At 52.0% G+C, this 18119-nt stretch carries 22 protein-coding genes; 8 read left to right on the top strand and 14 right to left on the bottom strand.

The window, feature by feature from the left end; genetic code table 11:
* Position 1 precedes the first annotated feature (1 nt).
* The 9 genes from MV421_RS08050 to fba all read right to left on the bottom strand — a co-directional run bounded on the left by MV421_RS08050 (position 2) and on the right by fba (position 8198).
* Complete coding sequence (locus tag MV421_RS08050; protein ID WP_297421785.1) at positions 2–784, bottom strand: alpha/beta hydrolase; 783 nt, start codon at positions 782–784, stop codon at positions 2–4.
* Positions 785–786: 2 nt separating this feature from the next.
* On the bottom strand, positions 787–1197 hold the full coding sequence (locus tag MV421_RS08045) for a type II toxin-antitoxin system VapC family toxin (RefSeq protein WP_297421787.1): 411 nt from the start codon (positions 1195–1197) through the stop codon (positions 787–789).
* Positions 1194–1478 carry an AbrB/MazE/SpoVT family DNA-binding domain-containing protein gene (locus MV421_RS08040; RefSeq protein ID WP_297421789.1) on the bottom strand — a complete coding sequence of 95 codons (285 nt, stop codon included), beginning with the start codon at positions 1476–1478 and terminating at the stop codon, positions 1194–1196. Before MV421_RS08040 ends, MV421_RS08045 begins: the two co-directional genes overlap by 4 nt.
* 45 nt (positions 1479–1523) lie before the next feature.
* Positions 1524–2177: a hypothetical protein gene (locus tag MV421_RS08035; RefSeq protein ID WP_297421791.1), complete on the bottom strand. Its 654-nt coding sequence runs from the start codon at positions 2175–2177 to the stop codon at positions 1524–1526.
* 2 nt (positions 2178–2179) lie between these two features.
* On the bottom strand, positions 2180–3199 hold the full coding sequence (locus MV421_RS08030) for an ArsA family ATPase (RefSeq protein WP_297421793.1): 1020 nt from the start codon (positions 3197–3199) through the stop codon (positions 2180–2182).
* 23 nt (positions 3200–3222) lie between these two features.
* A complete protein-coding gene (locus MV421_RS08025) occupies positions 3223–3459 on the bottom strand; it encodes a hypothetical protein (protein WP_297421832.1) in 237 nt (78 codons plus the stop codon).
* A 93-nt stretch (positions 3460–3552) separates the two neighbouring features.
* Positions 3553–5295, bottom strand: coding sequence for a carbon starvation protein A (locus MV421_RS08020; RefSeq protein WP_297421795.1), 1743 nt, complete (start codon positions 5293–5295; stop codon positions 3553–3555).
* A 172-nt stretch (positions 5296–5467) separates the two neighbouring features.
* Positions 5468–7267, bottom strand: a complete 1800-nt coding sequence (locus MV421_RS08015; RefSeq protein ID WP_297421833.1) for a pyruvate/oxaloacetate carboxyltransferase — start codon at positions 7265–7267, stop codon at positions 5468–5470.
* Positions 7268–7352: 85 nt separating this feature from the next.
* Positions 7353–8198, bottom strand: coding sequence for a class I fructose-bisphosphate aldolase (fba, locus tag MV421_RS08010; protein ID WP_297421835.1), 846 nt, complete (start codon positions 8196–8198; stop codon positions 7353–7355).
* Positions 8199–8292: 94 nt separating this feature from the next.
* On the opposite strand from fba, the gene MV421_RS08005 reads away from it, so the two are divergent.
* The 4 genes from MV421_RS08005 to MV421_RS07990 all read left to right on the top strand — a co-directional run bounded on the left by MV421_RS08005 (position 8293) and on the right by MV421_RS07990 (position 12606).
* Positions 8293–9021 (top strand): biotin--[acetyl-CoA-carboxylase] ligase, encoded by a 729-nt coding sequence (locus tag MV421_RS08005; RefSeq protein ID WP_297421837.1) that lies wholly within the window; start codon positions 8293–8295, stop codon positions 9019–9021.
* A 100-nt stretch (positions 9022–9121) separates the two neighbouring features.
* Complete coding sequence (locus MV421_RS08000) at positions 9122–10408, top strand: dicarboxylate/amino acid:cation symporter (RefSeq protein ID WP_297421797.1); 1287 nt, start codon at positions 9122–9124, stop codon at positions 10406–10408.
* Positions 10409–10507: 99 nt separating this feature from the next.
* Entirely contained in the window at positions 10508–11923 is a 1416-nt protein-coding gene (locus tag MV421_RS07995; protein ID WP_297421799.1) for a CGP-CTERM sorting domain-containing protein, read from the top strand.
* A 71-nt stretch (positions 11924–11994) separates the two neighbouring features.
* Positions 11995–12606: a hypothetical protein gene (locus MV421_RS07990; protein ID WP_297421839.1), complete on the top strand. Its 612-nt coding sequence runs from the start codon at positions 11995–11997 to the stop codon at positions 12604–12606.
* Between the two features lie 22 nt (positions 12607–12628).
* On the opposite strand, the gene MV421_RS07985 is transcribed toward MV421_RS07990, so the two are convergent.
* The gene (locus MV421_RS07985) at positions 12629–12883 is read right to left on the bottom strand and encodes a hypothetical protein (protein WP_297421801.1); all 255 of its coding nucleotides are present in this window, start codon (positions 12881–12883) and stop codon (positions 12629–12631) included.
* A 58-nt stretch (positions 12884–12941) separates the two neighbouring features.
* On the opposite strand from MV421_RS07985, the gene MV421_RS07980 reads away from it, so the two are divergent.
* Positions 12942–14168 carry a phosphoglycerate kinase gene (locus MV421_RS07980; RefSeq protein WP_297421803.1) on the top strand — a complete coding sequence of 409 codons (1227 nt, stop codon included), beginning with the start codon at positions 12942–12944 and terminating at the stop codon, positions 14166–14168.
* Here the strand turns inward: MV421_RS07980 and MV421_RS07975 are convergent.
* Positions 14158–14679 carry a hypothetical protein gene (locus tag MV421_RS07975; RefSeq protein ID WP_297421805.1) on the bottom strand — a complete coding sequence of 174 codons (522 nt, stop codon included), beginning with the start codon at positions 14677–14679 and terminating at the stop codon, positions 14158–14160. The genes MV421_RS07980 and MV421_RS07975 overlap by 11 nt on opposite strands.
* 65 nt (positions 14680–14744) lie before the next feature.
* Positions 14745–15212: a PadR family transcriptional regulator gene (locus tag MV421_RS07970; protein ID WP_297421807.1), complete on the bottom strand. Its 468-nt coding sequence runs from the start codon at positions 15210–15212 to the stop codon at positions 14745–14747.
* A gap of 318 nt (positions 15213–15530) precedes the next feature.
* Here MV421_RS07970 and MV421_RS07965 point away from each other — a divergent pair, with 318 nt between their 5' ends.
* Positions 15531–15959, top strand: coding sequence for an ATPase (locus MV421_RS07965; protein WP_297421809.1), 429 nt, complete (start codon positions 15531–15533; stop codon positions 15957–15959).
* Positions 15928–16641: an endonuclease III gene (gene nth / locus MV421_RS07960; protein ID WP_297421811.1), complete on the top strand. Its 714-nt coding sequence runs from the start codon at positions 15928–15930 to the stop codon at positions 16639–16641. The genes MV421_RS07965 and nth overlap by 32 nt, the downstream gene beginning before the upstream one ends.
* Positions 16642–16698: 57 nt before the next feature.
* On the opposite strand, the gene MV421_RS07955 is transcribed toward nth, so the two are convergent.
* Both MV421_RS07955 and MV421_RS07950 read right to left on the bottom strand, forming a co-directional pair.
* Entirely contained in the window at positions 16699–17277 is a 579-nt protein-coding gene (locus tag MV421_RS07955; protein ID WP_297421813.1) for a potassium channel family protein, read from the bottom strand.
* Positions 17270–17875 carry a potassium channel family protein gene (locus tag MV421_RS07950; RefSeq protein WP_297421815.1) on the bottom strand — a complete coding sequence of 202 codons (606 nt, stop codon included), beginning with the start codon at positions 17873–17875 and terminating at the stop codon, positions 17270–17272. The genes MV421_RS07955 and MV421_RS07950 overlap by 8 nt, the downstream gene beginning before the upstream one ends.
* Positions 17876–17971: 96 nt before the next feature.
* Between MV421_RS07950 and MV421_RS07945 the strand changes: the two genes are divergently transcribed.
* Positions 17972–18112 (top strand): hypothetical protein, encoded by a 141-nt coding sequence (locus MV421_RS07945; RefSeq protein WP_297503852.1) that lies wholly within the window; start codon positions 17972–17974, stop codon positions 18110–18112.
* Positions 18113–18119: the final 7 nt, after the last annotated feature.

Raw genomic sequence — 18119 nt, 5'->3', positions numbered from 1 at the left:
TTCAGGCCTCCCGGGAATGTGTCGTGAGCCACTTCACAATAGCTTTGTGGAACTCTTCTCCCCATTCGGGATCCTCAAAGATTTCGTGGTACGCTCCGGGAAACTCCCTCAGCGTTTTGTCCGTTACCGTAAGCCCCTCAAAGAGTCTCCTTGAACCCTCTGGTGGTGTTATCACGTCTCCCGTTCCAATGAGGATGAGAACCGGGGAGGTTATTCTTTCAGCCTCCCTGTGTGCAAGCTCCATGTTCTCGAAGATGCTCCTCCCAAGTTTTGTAGAGATTCTATCGTGGACTAGGGGGTCTTCCACGTAGGCTTTGACCGCCTCCGGATTCCTGGAGAGTAGCTCTGGCTTTATGCCATTGGAGAGGGTTAACCCCGGTGCAATCCTTCCAAGGAACTTTGCCAAAGTGACCATGAAGCCTAGCGTTTCAGGACTCTTCGCGAGGGCAGGTGAAGAAGCCACGACGCCCCTTATTTTGCCGGGCCTTGTTTCTGCGTAGCGGATGACCGTTAAGCCACCGAGGCTGTGACCGAAAAGAAACACATTTTCACTTATCTCTTCAATTATGGAATCAATTATTTCCATAGCCTGCTCTACTGTCGCGTGTCCTCTCTTTCCGGGACTCCTGCCGTGGCCGGGCCAGTCAAAGACATAGACGGCGAAGCCTGCCCCATTGAGCATCTCTATAAGCTTCTCATATCGCCCGCTGTGCTCTCCGAGGCCATGCACCAAAACGACCCAGCCCCTCTCAGGGGTTCCAGACTTGGATTTGTAGACCTCCATAATCAACCCTCCAGCCAGAGTCTTTTGAGAGGAAGCCTATCGAATTCCTCATCCTCACTTACAATCGCCTGAAGGCCGTTGTTCTGGATCGTGGCGACGTGGAGTGCATCCGAGGGCTTGAGGTTGTATCTGGGGATGATCTCTTTGGCGGTGAGGTAGTCGAGAAAAGTCAGCGGAAGAACCTTGACAACCGGAAGAATCATCTCGTCGGCGAGGTTTATTGACCTTTCGTAGGGAACGCCGTATTTTCTCCGCAGGACGTGGATGAACTCATCGAGAACCAGCACGTCGGTGTAAAGCCCGTTTTCCTCCACCAGTTTTGAATAGAAACCGTCTATCGAGCTCTCATAACCAGGATCACTGCTTCCAAGGGTCAGATAAACGAAGAGGTTTGTGTCCAGGAAAAGCTTCATCCACCGATCCCCCAGGTCTCGTCGAATTCATCTTCGAGGCTGATTCCCTTAAGCTCTCCCGGCTTCGGTTTTTTCTTTGCGTTTATTTTTTTCCTCTCTTCCCTTATCTTTCTGATGAGTTCCTCACCTTTAATGGGTCCTCTTATCAACAGCCCCTTCTCTCCTGGCTCGACTATGACTTCACCACCTTCCTTTATGCCGTAGGCCTCCCTGAAAACCTTCGGAATGACTATCTGGCCCTTCGGCCCGACCTTAAGGCGGATGTTAACCAAGGGTATCACCAAGTATAACTTGGAGTTCCACAGATAAAAACCTTACTGGAAAAATCATGAGGAGAAGGGGCTTTCCGTTATCTCCCCGTTGGTGAACTCCACCAGCTTTTTCACGTCCTCACTTATGGTTTCCGGCTCAGGCTTCATCTGGACGTAGAACACATTAGTCTTGGGTGTTAAAGCAACGTGCTTTATGTTATGGGGCTCTGACATACCCTCGATGAGCGATTTGAGCTTTTCCACATCGCGTCTTTTCTCGAAGAGCGCCTCGTAGGTCTTGCCTGCTATCTCAACATCCTCCTTTTGGAGGAGAGGCTCGTTCTCAATGTCCGGCCTTAGCCTGTAGTATCCCTTCTGAATAAGGTGGGCCTCACGTCTTATGTTGTTGAACGGTCGGATTACCACGTAAAGCTTGTCGTGCCTGCTGGTCACAAGGGATACCGGAAAGTAGAGGAGACTCTGCCTCGGAAGAAGCGTGAGGGTGAACTCGAACTTTTTGATGTTCTCTCTGTTCACCTTGTAGTCAGCCCTGAAACCTATGTATCCTCCCAGCCATACATAGTTCTCGTCCTCGGGCTTAACGATGCCTTTTATCACCTTTATGTAGTGCTCCATAAGCATCAGGTTTAGCTTTCTTCCCCTGTAGAACTGAAGGGAAGCGATGCCCGCCAGTACCAGGATGACTGTGAAGAGGAGCCCTGTGTTCATACTTAAGTCATCCCCACCACGTATTTCCCGATTACCTCAAGCTCATTGAATCCCCGGGGTTCCCTTGGCAGGAATGGTATCTTCACGACTTCAACGTTCTTAAATTTCTCGTCAACCTCCTCCAGAACCTTTTTCTGGGAGTCTATCTTAACCTTAAGTTCCGGTATCTCCGGTTGCAGTTCCATCATCTTGTTCATGACTATCAGGTTGAATGGTACATTAAACTTCCTAAGGCTCTCGTATGCCCTCTCCGTCTCGTACAGCGGGAGCATCTCAGGGTTCATCACTCCAACCACCGATGTTACATCGGGGTCCGTTATCATGGTGTTTACAGACTCCACCTCCTTCCTGTAAGCCTTAAGCTCCTTCATCACCTCGTCGTTTTCCTCCTCCGTTGGCAGTACAAAGGTCTTTCCCTCTATCTTAAACTCCTGTTTCCCTTTTATGTTTGAGATGGCGCGTCTTCTCTCAAGGATCTTCCTTCTTAGTTCTATCAGTTTATCTGTCCATATCAGTGATATACTGGGGAGCGCGAGGACCCTTAACGTGAGGCCCGTTGGAGGGGTGTCGAAAACTATGACGTCCCAGTCTTTGCCGCTGTTCAGTATCTCCCTTATCGCTTCAAGCGTCGCGTACTCCTCGATCCCCGGGGAGAAACTTAGAACCTCAAAATACTTCTCCAGATTTATGACGGTGAGGTAACGGTACATGTGCTTCATGCTCTCCTCAAGCCTTTTCAGGTAGGAGGTTATCAGTTTTTTCATGTCAAGCTCACTTGCGTAGAGGTTCTCGCCTATCTCCCTTGGCTTATCACTCAACTCCTTCATGAAGACGTCGCCCAGGTTGTGGGCCGGGTCTATGGAGACGATTAGGGTTTTATAACCCATCCTGGCAAGGGCCAAAGCGGTCGCGGCTGAGCTTGTTGTTTTTCCAACGCCTCCCTTTCCGATGAAAAAGATGACCCGGAACTTTTTCTTGGGTATCAGAAACTCCCTTACCTCCGGTTTGTCGTCATGATCCATGTTACCACCTCCACACCCACCTATCAGTCTATATCAAACATGCTGGTTATCTCACCGAATATATCGTCCATATCTGCGGCCCGCGCCTGCATAACGTACACCTCCCTTACCATGTGGGGCATGAGTCTTATGACCAGGGTGGTCGGGGGGGAGGGTATTCCAACAAAGGAACCCATTATCAGAAGGGCAAAAACGTTTTCAAGCTCTCTTGTCTCGAACTCTATATAACCGGTTGACTGGTCCTTAAAAGATTCCATCATCCCCTGGAAGAAATCTCTAAATTTTTTGATCTTCTCTGCCTTGGACAATTCCAACACCTCCAGCAAACAAAAAATGGAAAAAGTTAAAGACAATCACGCTGCCGTGGGGGTGACATACTCTTCCTCTGGCCTCTTCCATGCCAGCCAGAACTCCCAGGCCAGCATGAAATTGAGGGCGAGTCCTACAAGGGTTATGAACCCTACCGAGTACATAGTCAGAGCGCTTGATATCCCTGGCACTACCGCTATCAGGAACCATATTAGGGCCAGGGTGACGGTTATCCAGAGGAACAGTGCGGGCACAACCACTGCCCACTTCCATTTTCCTGCTCTCTGAACCTTACTAACCCACAGGGCCACTGTCATAAGCGCTATTGATGCCAGCATCTGGTTCATACCGCTGAAGGCCGGCCAGAGGATGAGCCACTGGTTGCCCCAGGCGAGTGCAACACCGAAAACCGCTAGGATTATCGAGGAAATCCACTTGTTGGTTATTCCCTTGAAGAAGCCCTTGCTGGTATCCGTGAACATTCCGAATATCTCCTGCCATGCGTACCTCCCGAGCCTCGTGGCCGTATCCAGGGTCGTGAGGGCAAAAGCTGCAACCCAAAGGCTTGCAAAGGTCGTCCCTACCGTGGTGTTTATGCCGAGCGCGTTGTTCAGGGCATAACCGTAGCTCTTAGCGAATATTGTTACCTTTCCCACCTTACTGGCCACCAGATGGGCGTACGTGCTTCCCCATGTTGCACTCGTTATGTGGATTCCAGCATCAGAGAACACTTGGAACCCGTAGACGGCTATGGCGGCTATAACTATCGTGGAGAGGAATCCCTCGGTGAACATGCCACCCCATCCGATCATGAGGCCGTGTATCTCGTTGTCAAGCTGTTTGCTTGAGGTTCCCGAGCTGACGATTGAATGGAAGCCGCTGAGGGATCCACAGGCTATCACCAGGGGGATGGTGGGCCAGAACGGCGAGGCCTTTCCACCTATCACGTTGGCACTCCACGTTGTGAAGGCCGGTGCTGTGAACCTCCCGCTTCCGCCTATTGCTATGAACGCTATTATACCGGCTATTAACCCAAGCCAGAGGAGGTAAGCGTTCAGGTAATCCCTGGGCTGCAGGAGTATCCACACGGGTATCGAGGACGCTATTACGATGTAGACCAGCAGGAATATCGCCCATTCATGGAAGCTAAAGGTGACCGGGAATTCAAACCCCAGCCACACTGAGAGGAGCATGAATATTATTGCCAGGACAGTGGATAACCTGAAGTCTATGCGAACCTTGTACATGAGTATTCCCAGTAAGATACCGAAGGCCATGAAGAGCAGTGCCGCCGATGCCGCCTGTGGAACCTTTTGAAATATCCCCGCTATAACCGCCGTGAAGGCAGCTATAACGAGAACCAGTGCGAACCATATATACACCTCAAAGGCGGCCCCGGTTCTCTTGCTCATCAGTCTCCCTGCGATCCACTGGACCGACTTGCCATCATAGCGAACCGATGACATGAGGGAGAGATAGTCGTGTATTGCACCAATGAAGGCGTTTCCGAACCAGACCCATAGTAGTCCCGGAAGCCAGCCCCATGCCATTGCGAGGGCCGGACCCACTATGGGGCCTGCACCGGCTATTGATGCAAAGTGATGTCCGTAGAGGACAAGTGGGTGGGCTGGAACGTAATCAACGCCGTCGTAAAACTTGTGGGCAGGTGTTGGTCTGTTGGGGTTTACCCTAACAATCTTGTTCTGGACGGCCTTGCCGTATGTGAAGTAGAAAAATAGGTACAGCAAAGCCGCTATTACTACTATAACCCCCGAATAGGTTGCCATATTGTACACCTCCAGACAAACTCGCACATGTTAACCCATAAAACTATAAATGCCTTTCGGTTATTTAACCTACCTCCGTCTCAGGTCGCCGCATAGAAGGAAGAACTTTAGCGTACAATGTAAAACAAACATTATTCTATGATAGTTAGGGAAATTAGGGGATATAAGAAAGTTATTCAAGTTCGATTAGTGGTTGTCTGGTGTCGACTGTGTCGCCTTCTTTGACGAGGATTTTCTTTACTGTCCCGTTTCTTGGTGATGGGATTTCGTTCTCCATTTTCATTGCTTCTAGGATTATTAATCCTTGACCGGTTTTAACCTCTTCACCCTCTTTAACGAGGATTTTTAGAATTTTACCCGGCATTGGGGACGTAACAACACCCTCTCCCGCTGGAGCGGGTGTTGAGGTTGCTGGAGTGGCTGGGGCAACTGGAGCCGATACTGGAGAAGAAGCAGCGGCCGGAACACCCAAACCAGAAAACTGAGGCATCGCTGGGGAAGTTTGAGTTGAACCTGCCATCTGGGGTAGGTATTTAAGCGCGCTTAAATCGACTCCCTCAAGGCCGACTTCAAACTCAACGCCGTTAACGTAAAGTTTGAGTTTCTGGGCTGTTGGTGGCATCTTTGGGGTCTTCCTTCCACCTTTTCTCCTCTCAAAGAACTCCTTCGCAATCTGCGGGAAGAGGCAGTAAGTTAAAACATCCTCATCCCCCTCGATTCCAAGCTCCTCAAGTTCTTTCCGGCAGTTATCAAGGGCAGGCTTGAGGAGTTCGCCGGGCCTCTCAGTAATCGGCTCCTTGTCGCCGAGGACGCGCTTTTTAAGCTCCGGGTTTATCTGCGCCGGCGGCCTGCCGTAGAGACCCTTGATGTAGTTCTTGACCTCTTCAGTTATCCTCTCGTACCTACCGAAGAGGACGTTGAGGACTGCCTGGGTTCCGACTATCTGGCTTGTGGGAGTGACCAGCGGGGGCCAGCCCAAGTCAGCCCTAACATGCGGTATCTCCTCAAGAACCTCCTGGAGTCTTTCTAAGGCTCTCATCTCCCTCAGCTGGCTTATGAGGTTGGAGTACATTCCACCGGGAACCTGGTACTTGAGAACGTAAGGATTGACCATGAGTGTTTCCTTGTGGAGTAAGCCAGAGTACTTCTCGTCAAGCAGTTTTTTGAGGTAACGTGAGACCTCATGTATTAGCTCTCGGTCAAGGTGGGAACCGACGGCCTCCGGCAGGGCATGCCATATCGTCTGTACCCCAGGTTGAGCGGTTCCGAAGGCGAGCGGGCTTATGGCGGTGTCTATGAAGTCCGCCCCGGCTTCCACCGCTTTGAGATAGGTCGCGACCGCCATCCCGGTCGTCGAGTGGGTGTGGACGTTGACGGGAACACCGTAGGTTTCCTTTATCTCGCTGACCAGCTCATAGGCCCTCCAGGGGGTTAAAAGACCGGCCATATCCTTTATCGTTATAACGTCCACGTCCAGCTTCAGGAGTTCCTCAACCTTCCGCATGTAGTACTCGAGCGTGAAGACCTCGCCGGTCGTGTAGGCTATGGCCCCCTGGACTTCAGCACCGACCCCTTTGGCCTTTCTTATTGCCACTTCCATGTTTCTCACGTCGTTGAGGGCATCAAAGACCCTGAATATGTCTATCCCGTTCCTGTGGGCCAGCTCTACAAAGCGCTCAACGACGTCATCTGGGTAGTGCCTGTAACCGACGACGTTCTGACCGCGGAGGAGCATTTGGAACTTGGTCTTCGTTATGTGCTCTCTAAGGAGCCTGAGCCTCTCCCATGGGTCTTCGTTGAGATAGCGGATGCAAACGTCGAAGGTTGCCCCTCCCCAGACTTCCATCGAGTAGAAGCCTATCCTGTCCATCTTCTCGGCTATAGCCAGCATGTCCTCCATCTGGAGGCGCGTTGCTATGAGCGACTGGTGAGCGTCCCTGAATGTGGTATCTATTATCTCGACCTGTGCCATTTCCATCACCCTTAGCCGGGTAAAGAACGGAGGCTTTTAAAAGTCTTACGACGTAAAAAGAAGAGAGGTTAGACAGTCGACGAAATCAGAGTAGTCCCTCTGCCCTCGCAGCTTCCTCCGGATCCTCGTTCCTGTGAACGACCTTAAGGAGGGCTTTTATGAACGGCTCTGGATTCTCGCGCTGGAAGATGTTCCTGCCAACGACGGCCCCAGAACCGCCCGCCTCAATGACCTCCCAGACGAGCTTGAGGAAGTCAACGGGATTCTCTGCCTTCGACCCACCACTGAGGAGAACGGGAACTCCAGCGGCGGCATCGACGACCTTGGCAAAGGTCTCCCTAGAGCCGGTCCAGTAGGTCTTTATCATGTCCGCTCCACTCTCGACGGCCGCCCTTGCCCCATACATAACGACGCGGTAGTCCTCCTTCCTGCCGTACTTCTCGGTGATATAGGGGCCGCGCGGATAGGCGAACTGAACCACTGGGAAGCCCAGGTCATGGGTGTAGCTCGCTATCTCAGCGAACTGGCGCATCATGACGTCTTCCTGTGGGGAACCCCAGTAGACGGTGGCCGCTACCGCATCGGCGCCGAGCTTTACCGCGTCCTCAACGTAACCCAGCTGGCTCTGTAGAAGCTGATCATCCTTTGGTCTTAGGTTGGTCTTGCTGGTGAGTTTAACCATCAGGCCAGTGTTTGGCTTCAACTCATCGGCGGCCAGTCGGGCCACGCCGGGTAGCATCATGACGCCGTTTATGCCTGCCCTAACGACTTTCCTTATGGTTATCTTTGGGTTAACGTGCTCCCAGTGCTCTTCAAAATCGGTCGGCCCGTGCTCAAAGCCGTGATCCATCGCGAATATCAAGGCCCTCCCATCCCTGCGGAAGAACCGCCTAAGTCTCCTCCTAATACCGACGCTCTGATATGCATCCATAATATTCACCGTGGGTGATATATTCTTTAAAGGATTTAAGGTTTTTGGACGGAGGGGCTTTAAGGGGTTCACCCAAATTTTCCCGGTGGGATGCATGGGAGACAATTTTAGGAAAATCGAGTGGCAAATCATCCGTCTCGAAGAGGTCGACTCCACAAACGAGTACGCCAAGCGCATTGCTGAGACCTCCCCCGAGGGAACCGTTGTAGTTGCAAGGCGTCAGATCGCAGGGAAGGGCAGGAAGGGCCGTTCCTGGGCCTCACCTAAGGGTGGCCTCTGGCTCAGCGTCATCCTGAAACCCGGCAGGGTGGATCCCAGGCTGGTCTTCGTCGGTGCTCTGGCCGTTGTTGATATGCTCGCCGACTTTGGAATCTCCTCCGGGATCAAATGGCCAAACGATGTCTGGGCTGCTGGAAAGAAGATAGCGGGAATCCTGACGGAGGGGAAGGGCAGTGAATACGTCGTCCTCGGGATAGGTATCAACGTGAACAACCTGGTACCCGAAGAACTCCGGGAGAGCGCCGTTTCAATGTTTGAACTTCTTGGAACGAAAATCCCCCCTGAAAGGGTTCTTGAGAGGCTCCTCCCCCACATCAGCGGCTGGTACAGGGTCTTCCTTGAGAGGCCAGACCTGCTGATGGGAAAGGTCCGTGAGAAAACATTCATCCTCGGGGGAACCGTTAGGGTGATCCAGGATGAAGGAGAGCTGATCGGAAGAGCCATTGATATCCTCGACGACGGCTCGCTCCTCCTTGAAACCTCCTCTGGGCTGAGACGAGTGGTCTATGGGGATGTGTCGCTGAGGTTTGTCGAGCATATTTAATCGCGGATTTTTGTCATTTCATCAAGATTTTTTGCAGAAAGTTAATATAACAACCATATCAAGCCTTCTTTACTGTCATTCAAACACGGAGGTGTTATCAATGGGGCTTCTCAGAAGATACTTGGACTACCCTGTTCTGTGGAAGGTACTCTGGGGACTTATCCTGGGTGCCGTCTTTGGCCTTGTTATGGGTTACCTCGGCTACGCCGGCTTTGTGAAGACCTATGTCAAACCCCTCGGTGACCTCTTTGTCAGACTACTGAAGATGTTAGTGATGCCGGTAGTCCTAGCCTCACTCGTCGTCGGAGCGGCCAGTATAAGCCCGGCGAGGCTCGGCAGGGTAGGCGTCAAGATAGTGGTTTACTACCTGCTCACGTCAGCCTTTGCGGTTTTCTTCGGCCTCTTCATGGGTAACCTCTTTCGCGTCGGGACTGGGGTGAGCCTCGGAAACGGTGAGGGTAAAGCAATACAGACAACACAGCCCTCGCTGGTCCAAACGCTCCTCAACATAGTGCCGACAAACCCCTTCACCTCCCTCGCCAAAGGTGAGGTTCTGCCAGTGATATTCTTCGCCATAATCCTGGGTATAGCGCTGACCTATCTAATAAACAGGAAAGATGAAAGGCTTAAAGCCGCTGGAACAACGCTCCTCAGGGCCTTCGACGGCCTCGCAGAGGCAATGTATCTCATAGTTGCAGGAGTGATGCAGTACGCTTCCATCGGTGTCTTTGCCCTCCTCTCCTATGTCATGGCAGAGCAGGGTGTAAAGGTCATCGGGCCTCTCGCCAAGGTTGTCCTGGCGGTCTACGTGGGGCTAACACTGCAGATACTCCTCGTCTACTTCGTCCTACTCAAGGGCTTTGGCATTGAACCCCTCAAGTTCCTCAGGAAGGCCAAGGACGCGATGCTCACAGCCTTTGTCACGAGGAGTTCAAGCGGAACCCTACCTGTTACAATGCGCATCGCTGAGGAGGAGATGGGCATCGACAGGGGAATATTCTCTTTCACGCTCCCGCTCGGTGCGACGATAAATATGGATGGAACGGCCCTCTACCAGGGTGTCACGGTGCTCTTTGTCGCCAATGCAATTGGTCACTCACTCACACCGAGCCAGCAACTCATCGTCGTTCTAACCGCCGTTCTGGCCTCCATTGGGACCGCCGGAGTTCCGGGAGCCGGAGCGATAATGCTCGCGATGGTTCTCCAGAGCGTCGGCCTCGACCTCACTCCTAGAAGCCCTGTGGCTTTGGCGTACGCCATGATACTCGGAATCGATGCAATACTCGACATGGGCAGGACTATGGTTAACGTCACCGGCGACCTTACTGGAACGACAATAGTCGCAAAGACAGAAGGAGAACTCGATGAGTCCACGTGGAGAGGGTGAGCTTTTCTGCCTTTTCATATTTCGCGTCCTTTCCTCTTCCGGGGATAAAGTTAAATACCCTCCCTCCATCTAGGAGCAGTGCTATCGGAGGTTGGTTTGATGAAAAAATTTGCGTTTGCTCTACTGGCTATCCTTCTCTTAGCCATTCTCCCCGGCTTCGTCGCTGGTGAGAGCGGCTATAATGGCTATTCGGAGAAGCTTGAGGAACACTACGTGGTTTCGTGGGATGGCTCCGCCAACATCACGTTCATCACGACGTTCTACGGGCCGCCGGAGCTTTTGAACAAGACGAAGGAAAGCATAGTCCAGATGGGAATCGAGAACGCCACCAGGATGTTCATCCAGCAGGAGGTCCAGGCCCTTTCTAAGAAAGGGATAACACTTGAGAACGCCACGGGTAGAATCGAAGGCTACAACACCACAGGCCCGCTCGTCAGCATAGTGAGCGGAAGGGCACTCAACGTCGCGCGCTACTACACCTACGGCAACGTCTGGGAGATAAACCTCGATCTTTTGAGAACTGCTGACCTCGCGGGCATAAACCCTACAAAATTCAACCAGAGCTTTGATTTCGACAACTACTATGTGATTCAGCTCCCACAGGGAGCCAAAATAAAAGAGGTTCCACCCTCCTACAAAAAGCAGTCCAATGGAAGCTACGTCCTCATCCAGACCTCCGTTGAGGGAGATACGGTGAAGATACACTCACGCATCCACTTCGCCAAGGGTGTTACGATGGCCGATATTCAGGCCATTTACGGCCAGCCGAGGGCTTTTATAATCCAGTACACTGGCAGGAAGGGAAGTGAGGGGAACTATACGAAGTGGATCCTCAACGTGGAGAACAACATCACCGTGGGCAACGCCGTCACCATTATGAACACGAGCCAGGAGTACATACAGCCACAGGAGTACATAAACTACCTTAAAATGCAGGTCGCCTACCAGGGCGAGGAGAAAGTCATACAGTCGATATATCAAAGCTATGCCAAGAGCTTCCAGGAGCAGGGCATTGGGATAAAGAGTTGGAACATCAAGCTCCTGAACGTCAAATCCCCCGGACCGCTCATCGTGAAACTCAACTGGGTGCTGACCAACTACACCAAGTACTCAAACGGGGTCTACACCTACACCTACGACCCGACCCTCGGCCTCGGCGGGATACAGAGCCTCAACCGCATTGAGGCAGAGATAAACCAGACCGTCACAACGAGGATAAAGCTCCCTGATGGGGCGAAATTCACGAAGATACCCTCAAACATAGACATCGAGGCCAACGGCAGTAAAGTGATCATGACCGTTGAGAAGCTCAGCGACCGCGAGATAGTCATAAGGAGCCAGGTCTTCATCCGCTATGGGATGGAAACCAAAGATTACTCCTCGATGATGGCCAAAGTGCCCACGAAAGTGGAGTTCCAGTATACCGTCAGTAAAAAGAGCGGTGGCAGTATCTGCGGTCCGGCTTTGATAGTCAGCCTCGTGGTGGTTCCCCTTCTCCTCAGGAGGAGGCGCTGAGCCTCCAGCCTTTTTCTCTATTGCCGGGAAGGTTTTTAAAGGGTCACCATAAGGCCCAACAGGTGATGAGGGTGAAGTTTAAGGGCAAGGCCTTTGGTAACAGCGTGAGAATTGAGTTCGATATCCTCACCCTTAGTGAGCTTAAGATAGACGACCTTCGTGACTTTGACGTTGATTCACTAAAGATTGAACTCAGACCCACATCCTCGGGAATAAGGCTTATAGGTGTCTGGGAGGGCCCGGTGGAGGAGGCTGGAGAGGGAATAAAGAGGGCACTCTTCGAGAGCTACAGGCTCCGCGAGAGGATTCTCCACAGGATTAAGAGCAAAACAGAGGCGATACGTGGGACAATGCAACAGCTGGGCTTCCACGAGGAGGTTGAAGGCTACGGCAACGCCCTACGCTTCATAAAGAAGGTCGGCCAGTACAACATAGTGGTGGTGGCATCGACCACAGATGACCTGGTTCGCGTCGAGGTCTACGGTAACGACAAGAAGGTCATAAGTCCAGAGCTTGAGAGCATCTTTGAGGACGTTGAGGTGGAGGAGCTTGAAATATACGACTTCGACGAGGGGAAAGAAGAGCGACTCGTGATAAATCTGGAGATACCCAAGAACGACGAAAAACCGGAGAAAAAGATAGTGGAAGCTATAAGAATGATAGAGAGCATGCTCATGGCCTGATTTTCCTCATCTGTATTTGTTCTCAAGCTGGAACTGCTTCAGCTTCGCGGTGGGGCCCTTCACCGTGGGCTTTCCTGATGTGGTTTAGGCAGGCTTCCTTTATCGCCATCTCCGTGAACTGAACGTTCCCCCTGAACAATTCAACGGTATTGCGCTTCAAGGCGGCTGTTCTGTTCTCCCCTTGCCTGCGAACTCTGCAATCCATCCTCTCGATGAGTATTCCTTCAGGGTGGCCTCCTCGGGGGCCAGCCTCTCCCCGGCTTGACAGTGTTATCACCTGAGGTGTTCAAAATAAGCTTTTAATACGACCTGTTTAACACAGGCATGGTGATGTGATGTTCAGACTCACCGACTTCAACTTTCACAACAAAACCGTTTTTCTGAGGGCAGATCTCAACTCTCCGGTTAAAGATGGACGGATAATCAGCGACGCCCGCTTTAGGGCGGTTCTCCCGACGGTTAAGCATCTCGTAGAAGACGGCGCGAAGCTCGTAATCGGAACCCACCAGAGCAAGCCTTACAAGGGGGATTATACCACCACGGAGGAGCACGCGAGGATTCTAAGCGAGCTTCTCGGCCAGGAGGTTGAATACGTTGAGGGCATCTTCGGTAGGTACGCACGAGAGAAAATTAAGAATCTGAAGCCAGGTGAAGCCCTAATGCTAGAGAACCTCCGCTTTGCCGCGGAGGAGGTTAAGTACAAGCCGATTGAAGAGTGTGAGAATACCTTCTTTGTGAGAAAACTCGCCCCCCTCATAGACTACGTGGTGAACGACGCCTTTGCCGCCGCACACAGGAGCCAGCCCTCACTCGTTGGCTTCGCCCGCTTAAAACCGATGATAATGGGTTTCCTGATGGAGAGGGAAGTTGAAGCCCTCACAAAAGCCTACGTCACTGAGGATAAACCCCGTGTTTACGTTCTCGGCGGAGCTAAGGTTGATGACTCACTCCACGTTGCGGAGAACGTTTTGAGAAAGGAAAAGGCAGACCTCATCCTCACCGGCGGCCTCGTCGGCCACGTCTTCACCCTCGCCAAGGGTTTCCACCTCGGTGATGCCAACCTCGAGTTCATGGCCAAAAAGAGCCTCCTTAAGCTGGTCGGCTGGGCTGAAAAAATACTCGACGAGTTCTATCCCTATGTGAGAACCCCGGTCGATTTTGCCGTTGATGCCGGGGAGCGTGTTGAGGTTGACCTCCTAAGCGACGAGAAGATGCTCTTTGATGAGCATCCCATACTGGATATCGGCTCAAGAACCGTCGAGAAATATCGCGAAATCCTGGAGAATGCGAGGATAATCGTTGCCAACGGCCCGATGGGCGTCTTCGAGAGGGAGGAGTTTGCCCTTGGAACGGTCGGGGTCTTCAGGGCGATAGGCGAGAGTCCAGCCTTCAGCGTCGTCGGTGGGGGGCATTCCATAGCGAGCATCTACCAGCACAACATAACAGGCATAAGCCACGTTTCAACGGGTGGGGGGGCGATGCTGAGCTTCTTCGCGGGAGAAAAGTTGCCCGTTCTGGAGGCCTTCAGGGTGAGCTACGAGCGGTTCAAAGCTAAAGGGTGAGCAAGAAGACTAGCACCACTGCCACTAAAACGCATATCAAGGTCATGAGCAGGAGCCACTCCACCCTTTCCATTAGCTTTCTGTTGAAATAAAGGGCGTGCCCAAAGACTCCCAGAATGAAGGACGCCAGCACTAGGAAGGCTTCCTCAAGGGAATCCACCCTAGTCAAAAGGAGATACATCGCGCCTGCGACTCCAGCGAGCAGGAGCGCTCCCAGAGCCGTTAGGATGAGCCTCAGCTTCTTGGCGTTTGTGATGTAGAACGTCGAGGTGAAGGCCACGAAGAACACCAGAATCGCCTGTATCTCAAGGGGCACCCCAACCCGCGCCCCATACAGAACCCTCTCGTAAATCCAGACGATACCAGAGACGATGGTTGAGATTACAAGCGCGAGCACGAAGATGTTGTGAAGGTGATCGATTATGCACAGAGCTTCCTCCAGTTCCTCCATCTCCTTTGAGGAGGCCTCTTGGGTTGCATCTTCATTCTCAGGGGGATTTCCCTCTGTCATGGTACCACTGACGATGGTTGACGCTCGGGAATTTAAACCTATCAGAAAAGAGACAAACGACAACCTCATTTGTCATCTCCAAGCTCTCCAAGGAGGATGAGTCTTATCCTCTTCGTGAAGTCTAGGAACTCCCTCGCGATGGCTTTCTTCTGTTCCTCGCTGAGGCCGTCGAGGGAGTTAAAGACCTCCTTGAGGGTGATGCCAAGATCCCTCCCCCCGAGCCTCGCAAACTCCTTAAACCTTTGAGTAAGTTCTTCTACCTCTTTCAGCTCTTCATCGTGCTCCCTGAGATACTCTACGCCCTTCTTCGTTGCCCTGTAGAGCCTCTTGTCCCTCTTGCCCTCGCCGACCCTCTCAATAAGGCCGGATCGCCGTAGTGAACCGAGTATTGGGTAGACCGTTCCAGGGCTTGGGTGAGGAATTCCATAGGTGTTTTCAAGTTCGACCATTATGCCGTAGCCGTGCATCGGTCTCTCTGAGAGCATCTTTAGTATGAGGAGTTTGAGGTGTCCCTTGAAGTTCGGGCGCTCCATTTTCCCACCGATATGTCGAACGATAGGTTATTTTATAAAACTTGTCCCCTATTCATCGCTGTTGATGGAATACAAAAATCGTAAAGGCAATGTGAATGCAAATTTTTACATTTTTCTAAAGTTTCTTTTAAAAGCCTTGCCCCTTAAGGCGTGGATTAGTGAAAGAAAGGCTGACAGCCACGTTTTTCCGGATCACAGTGGTCTCCTCCATAGAAAGAATTTAAACAGTTCCGGCCTGATGTCTTTACTCCATTTCCTGATGGGTTCTTGGCGCGATAAACTTATTACCCATCCCCCCACTCTTTAATGGGTGGTGATATGAGATTGGTTCTCAAGCCCCTCTTCGATGCCGAGCTTCCGGCGGACTTTGGGGATGTCGTCAGGGCAAAGCTTCAAGGGAGGGAAATAAAGACCGGCGAAAAGGTTGTCGTTGACCTGATAGGTGAACCCCTGCACTTCAAAGTCCTTCTCGCGGAGCCTTCTCCGCTAAAGGTAGACAACTCAACCGGGATAGAGTTCTCCTCGGGCAACATTGATGTGGTCAACTTGGAGTTCAACAAGCCCGTCGACGATGTGATACCCCTCAAGAAGGGCTTTCTTGTGGTCCTTGGGAACGAGATAGCAATCCTTTCTAAAGAGGGACAAAAGCTTTATAGCGAGGAGTTCAAGGAGCTTAAAGGAATTAGGACAACCGAAGATTCGGTGGTGGTAATATATGGCTCGGGAATTAAAATCGTTAGACCTTAGCGGCTTCACCTTCGATGAAACCTGGGGGGAGAAAAGAAAACGCGCCGAGAAAATCGTTGAAATTCTTATGGAGACTCACCCTAGAGAGAAGATCCTCATAGGTGACCCTTACAGGACGCTCGTTCACTGCATAATCTCTCAGCGGATGCGCGATGAAGTGACCTACCGCGTCTGGGATGAGCTTTTCAACCGCTATAAGGACATCGAGACAATAGCGGCAACGCCCGTTGGGGAGATGCAGGAGTTCCTGAGGAGGCAGGGCGTCGGCCTCTGGAGGACGAAGGGTGAGTGGATAGTCAAAGCATCTCAGATTATCCTCAAGGAATACGGCGGAAGGGTTCCCGATAACATACACGAGCTGATGAAGCTCCCCGGCATCGGGAGGAAGTGCGCCAACATAGTTTTGGCTTACGGCTTTGGGAAGCAGGCAATTCCCGTCGATACCCATGTCAACAGGATAAGCAAACGCCTCGGTCTGGCCCCGCCGAAAGTAGCTCCGGAAAAGGTTGAGGAGTACCTGAAGGAGCTGATTCCGGAGGACAGGTGGATCTACGTCAACCACGCGATGGTTGACCATGGGAAGAGCATCTGCAGGCCGGTAAAACCCCTCTGTGAGGAGTGCCCGCTGAGGGAGCTTTGTCCCTATGCGAAGGGGCTGGTTAAGAAAGAGGATATACGGTAGCTGCCGGCCGGTTCTACACATGAACCTTGGTTTAGGTGTAGAAGATTCCTCAGGAGGTCAGTCTTCCCCCTCCACCTCTTCTCCTGCAAGCTTCCTGAGCTTGTCGAGGTCGGAGCCAACCGCCATGAGGACGTCCCCCTCACGTATCTCGTCGTCCTTGCCCGGGTTGTAGATGTACCTGTTCCCCCTCTTTATTGCTAGGATTCTCGTTCCGATTTTGCTCGGGAGCTTGAGTTGCTTTAAGGTTTTTCCATGTAGGACTGAACCTTTGTGGACGGTAACCCTCCCAAGCTCCTCCTCAGTGTCCTCCATTATCTCCCTGATTATCGGGTGGGGTTCGATGTCACGTAGGATTATATCCGCTATGCCGTATGCGGCATCGCTTATGCGCTCGTTTATATCGGCCGTATCCATTATGCTGAGGAGTCTCTCAGGATCCTCCTCCTTCTTCGCTGCTCGAAGGGCAAGCTTTTTGACCTCCAAAGTCAGATCATCCATGCGCTCCTCCAAGAGGTATACCTCCTCCGCTATCTCGTCGCTGTTGTACATGACGGAGGAGAAGGCAAGGTCTATCATAAGGGCGGAGAGGTCCTTCATCTCGACGAGGCAACCCCTGATCTCATCGAACTCATCCATTCGGCATCACCTTTATGACACCTCTTGCAAGCTCCTTAAGGTATTCCAGGGCCGTTCTGGTGCCCCTACCAATGAGTATGTCGCCGGACATTAGCCTCGTGTCCTCGTCAGGATCGAAGAGCCAGCGCTTGCCACGCCTTATCGCTATCACCCAGACCCCCGTGTTGGCCGGAAGGTCAAGTTCTTCGAGCGTTTTGCCCACGAGGATAGATTCCGGCGAGACTACAGCCTTTCCAATGGTTTCCTCACTCTCAAGGATGACCTCGTTGATGAGTGGGTGGAGCTTCTCCTCGATGACCATCTTCGCAAGGTCCGCCGCCGCGTCTGATATCTCGTCTATCGAGCGCCCCATCTGAAGGATTGATGTTATCCTCTCCGCGTCCCTGATGTTTCTCGCCGAGAGCACCGCCCTGACGGTTAAGTTGTAGTTGAGCAGGTCGAGGTACTCCTCAAGCTCCAGAACCTCCTCTGCCATCTCCTTCTCGCGGAAAAGAACCGCCGAGTAGGCAAGGTCGACCATAAGTTCGGCGGTGTTCTTCATCTCGACGAATATCTCCTTCACGTTGTCGGGAACTTCAACCTCGTCCCATTCTTCCATCGAAGTCCCTCCCAAGTTTTGAATCTCCAGGCCGGCTTATTTACTTTTCGCCGCTTGATTTGTGCAATGACAACTTTTATAAAACCGCTTCCTTAAATGGCCCGGAGGTGGGGAGAATGGGGGTGGAAGACGATGCTCCCGGTGGAAGTAACCGTTGGAACCCGTGGGTGGCGGGAGAGGTTGAAGCAGACATTTCTGGTAACGTTTTCCGGTTTTACTACTCTGCTTGGCCTTTGATTTCATC

The sequence above is a fragment of the Thermococcus sp. genome (genome assembly GCF_027023865.1).
Lineage (GTDB): Archaea > Methanobacteriota_B > Thermococci > Thermococcales > Thermococcaceae > Thermococcus.
This window is presented reverse-complemented; position numbering and strand designations above follow the sequence as displayed.

What these genes read in the sequence shown, in the direction of transcription:
- MV421_RS08050 (WP_297421785.1), bottom strand. Translation starts at nt 784, where the DNA reads ATGGAGGTCTACAAATCCAAGTCTGGAACCCCTGAGAGGGGCTGGGTC.
- MV421_RS08045 (WP_297421787.1), bottom strand. Translation starts at nt 1,197, where the DNA reads ATGAAGCTTTTCCTGGACACAAACCTCTTCGTTTATCTGACCCTTGGA.
- MV421_RS08035 (WP_297421791.1), bottom strand. Translation starts at nt 2,177, where the DNA reads ATGAACACAGGGCTCCTCTTCACAGTCATCCTGGTACTGGCGGGCATC.
- MV421_RS08030 (WP_297421793.1), bottom strand. Translation starts at nt 3,199, where the DNA reads ATGGATCATGACGACAAACCGGAGGTAAGGGAGTTTCTGATACCCAAG.
- MV421_RS08025 (WP_297421832.1), bottom strand. Translation starts at nt 3,459, where the DNA reads ATGATGGAATCTTTTAAGGACCAGTCAACCGGTTATATAGAGTTCGAG.
- MV421_RS08020 (WP_297421795.1), bottom strand. Translation starts at nt 5,295, where the DNA reads ATGGCAACCTATTCGGGGGTTATAGTAGTAATAGCGGCTTTGCTGTAC.
- MV421_RS08015 (WP_297421833.1), bottom strand. Translation starts at nt 7,267, where the DNA reads ATGGCACAGGTCGAGATAATAGATACCACATTCAGGGACGCTCACCAG.
- fba (WP_297421835.1), bottom strand. Translation starts at nt 8,198, where the DNA reads ATGGATGCATATCAGAGCGTCGGTATTAGGAGGAGACTTAGGCGGTTC.
- MV421_RS08005 (WP_297421837.1), top strand. Translation starts at nt 8,293, where the DNA reads ATGGGAGACAATTTTAGGAAAATCGAGTGGCAAATCATCCGTCTCGAA.
- MV421_RS08000 (WP_297421797.1), top strand. Translation starts at nt 9,122, where the DNA reads ATGGGGCTTCTCAGAAGATACTTGGACTACCCTGTTCTGTGGAAGGTA.
- MV421_RS07995 (WP_297421799.1), top strand. Translation starts at nt 10,508, where the DNA reads ATGAAAAAATTTGCGTTTGCTCTACTGGCTATCCTTCTCTTAGCCATT.
- MV421_RS07980 (WP_297421803.1), top strand. Translation starts at nt 12,942, where the DNA reads ATGTTCAGACTCACCGACTTCAACTTTCACAACAAAACCGTTTTTCTG.
- MV421_RS07975 (WP_297421805.1), bottom strand. Translation starts at nt 14,679, where the DNA reads ATGACAGAGGGAAATCCCCCTGAGAATGAAGATGCAACCCAAGAGGCC.
- MV421_RS07970 (WP_297421807.1), bottom strand. Translation starts at nt 15,212, where the DNA reads ATGGAGCGCCCGAACTTCAAGGGACACCTCAAACTCCTCATACTAAAG.
- MV421_RS07965 (WP_297421809.1), top strand. Translation starts at nt 15,531, where the DNA reads ATGAGATTGGTTCTCAAGCCCCTCTTCGATGCCGAGCTTCCGGCGGAC.
- nth (WP_297421811.1), top strand. Translation starts at nt 15,928, where the DNA reads ATGGCTCGGGAATTAAAATCGTTAGACCTTAGCGGCTTCACCTTCGAT.
- MV421_RS07955 (WP_297421813.1), bottom strand. Translation starts at nt 17,277, where the DNA reads ATGGATGAGTTCGATGAGATCAGGGGTTGCCTCGTCGAGATGAAGGAC.
- MV421_RS07950 (WP_297421815.1), bottom strand. Translation starts at nt 17,875, where the DNA reads ATGGAAGAATGGGACGAGGTTGAAGTTCCCGACAACGTGAAGGAGATA.
- MV421_RS07945 (WP_297503852.1), top strand. Translation starts at nt 17,972, where the DNA reads ATGGCCCGGAGGTGGGGAGAATGGGGGTGGAAGACGATGCTCCCGGTG.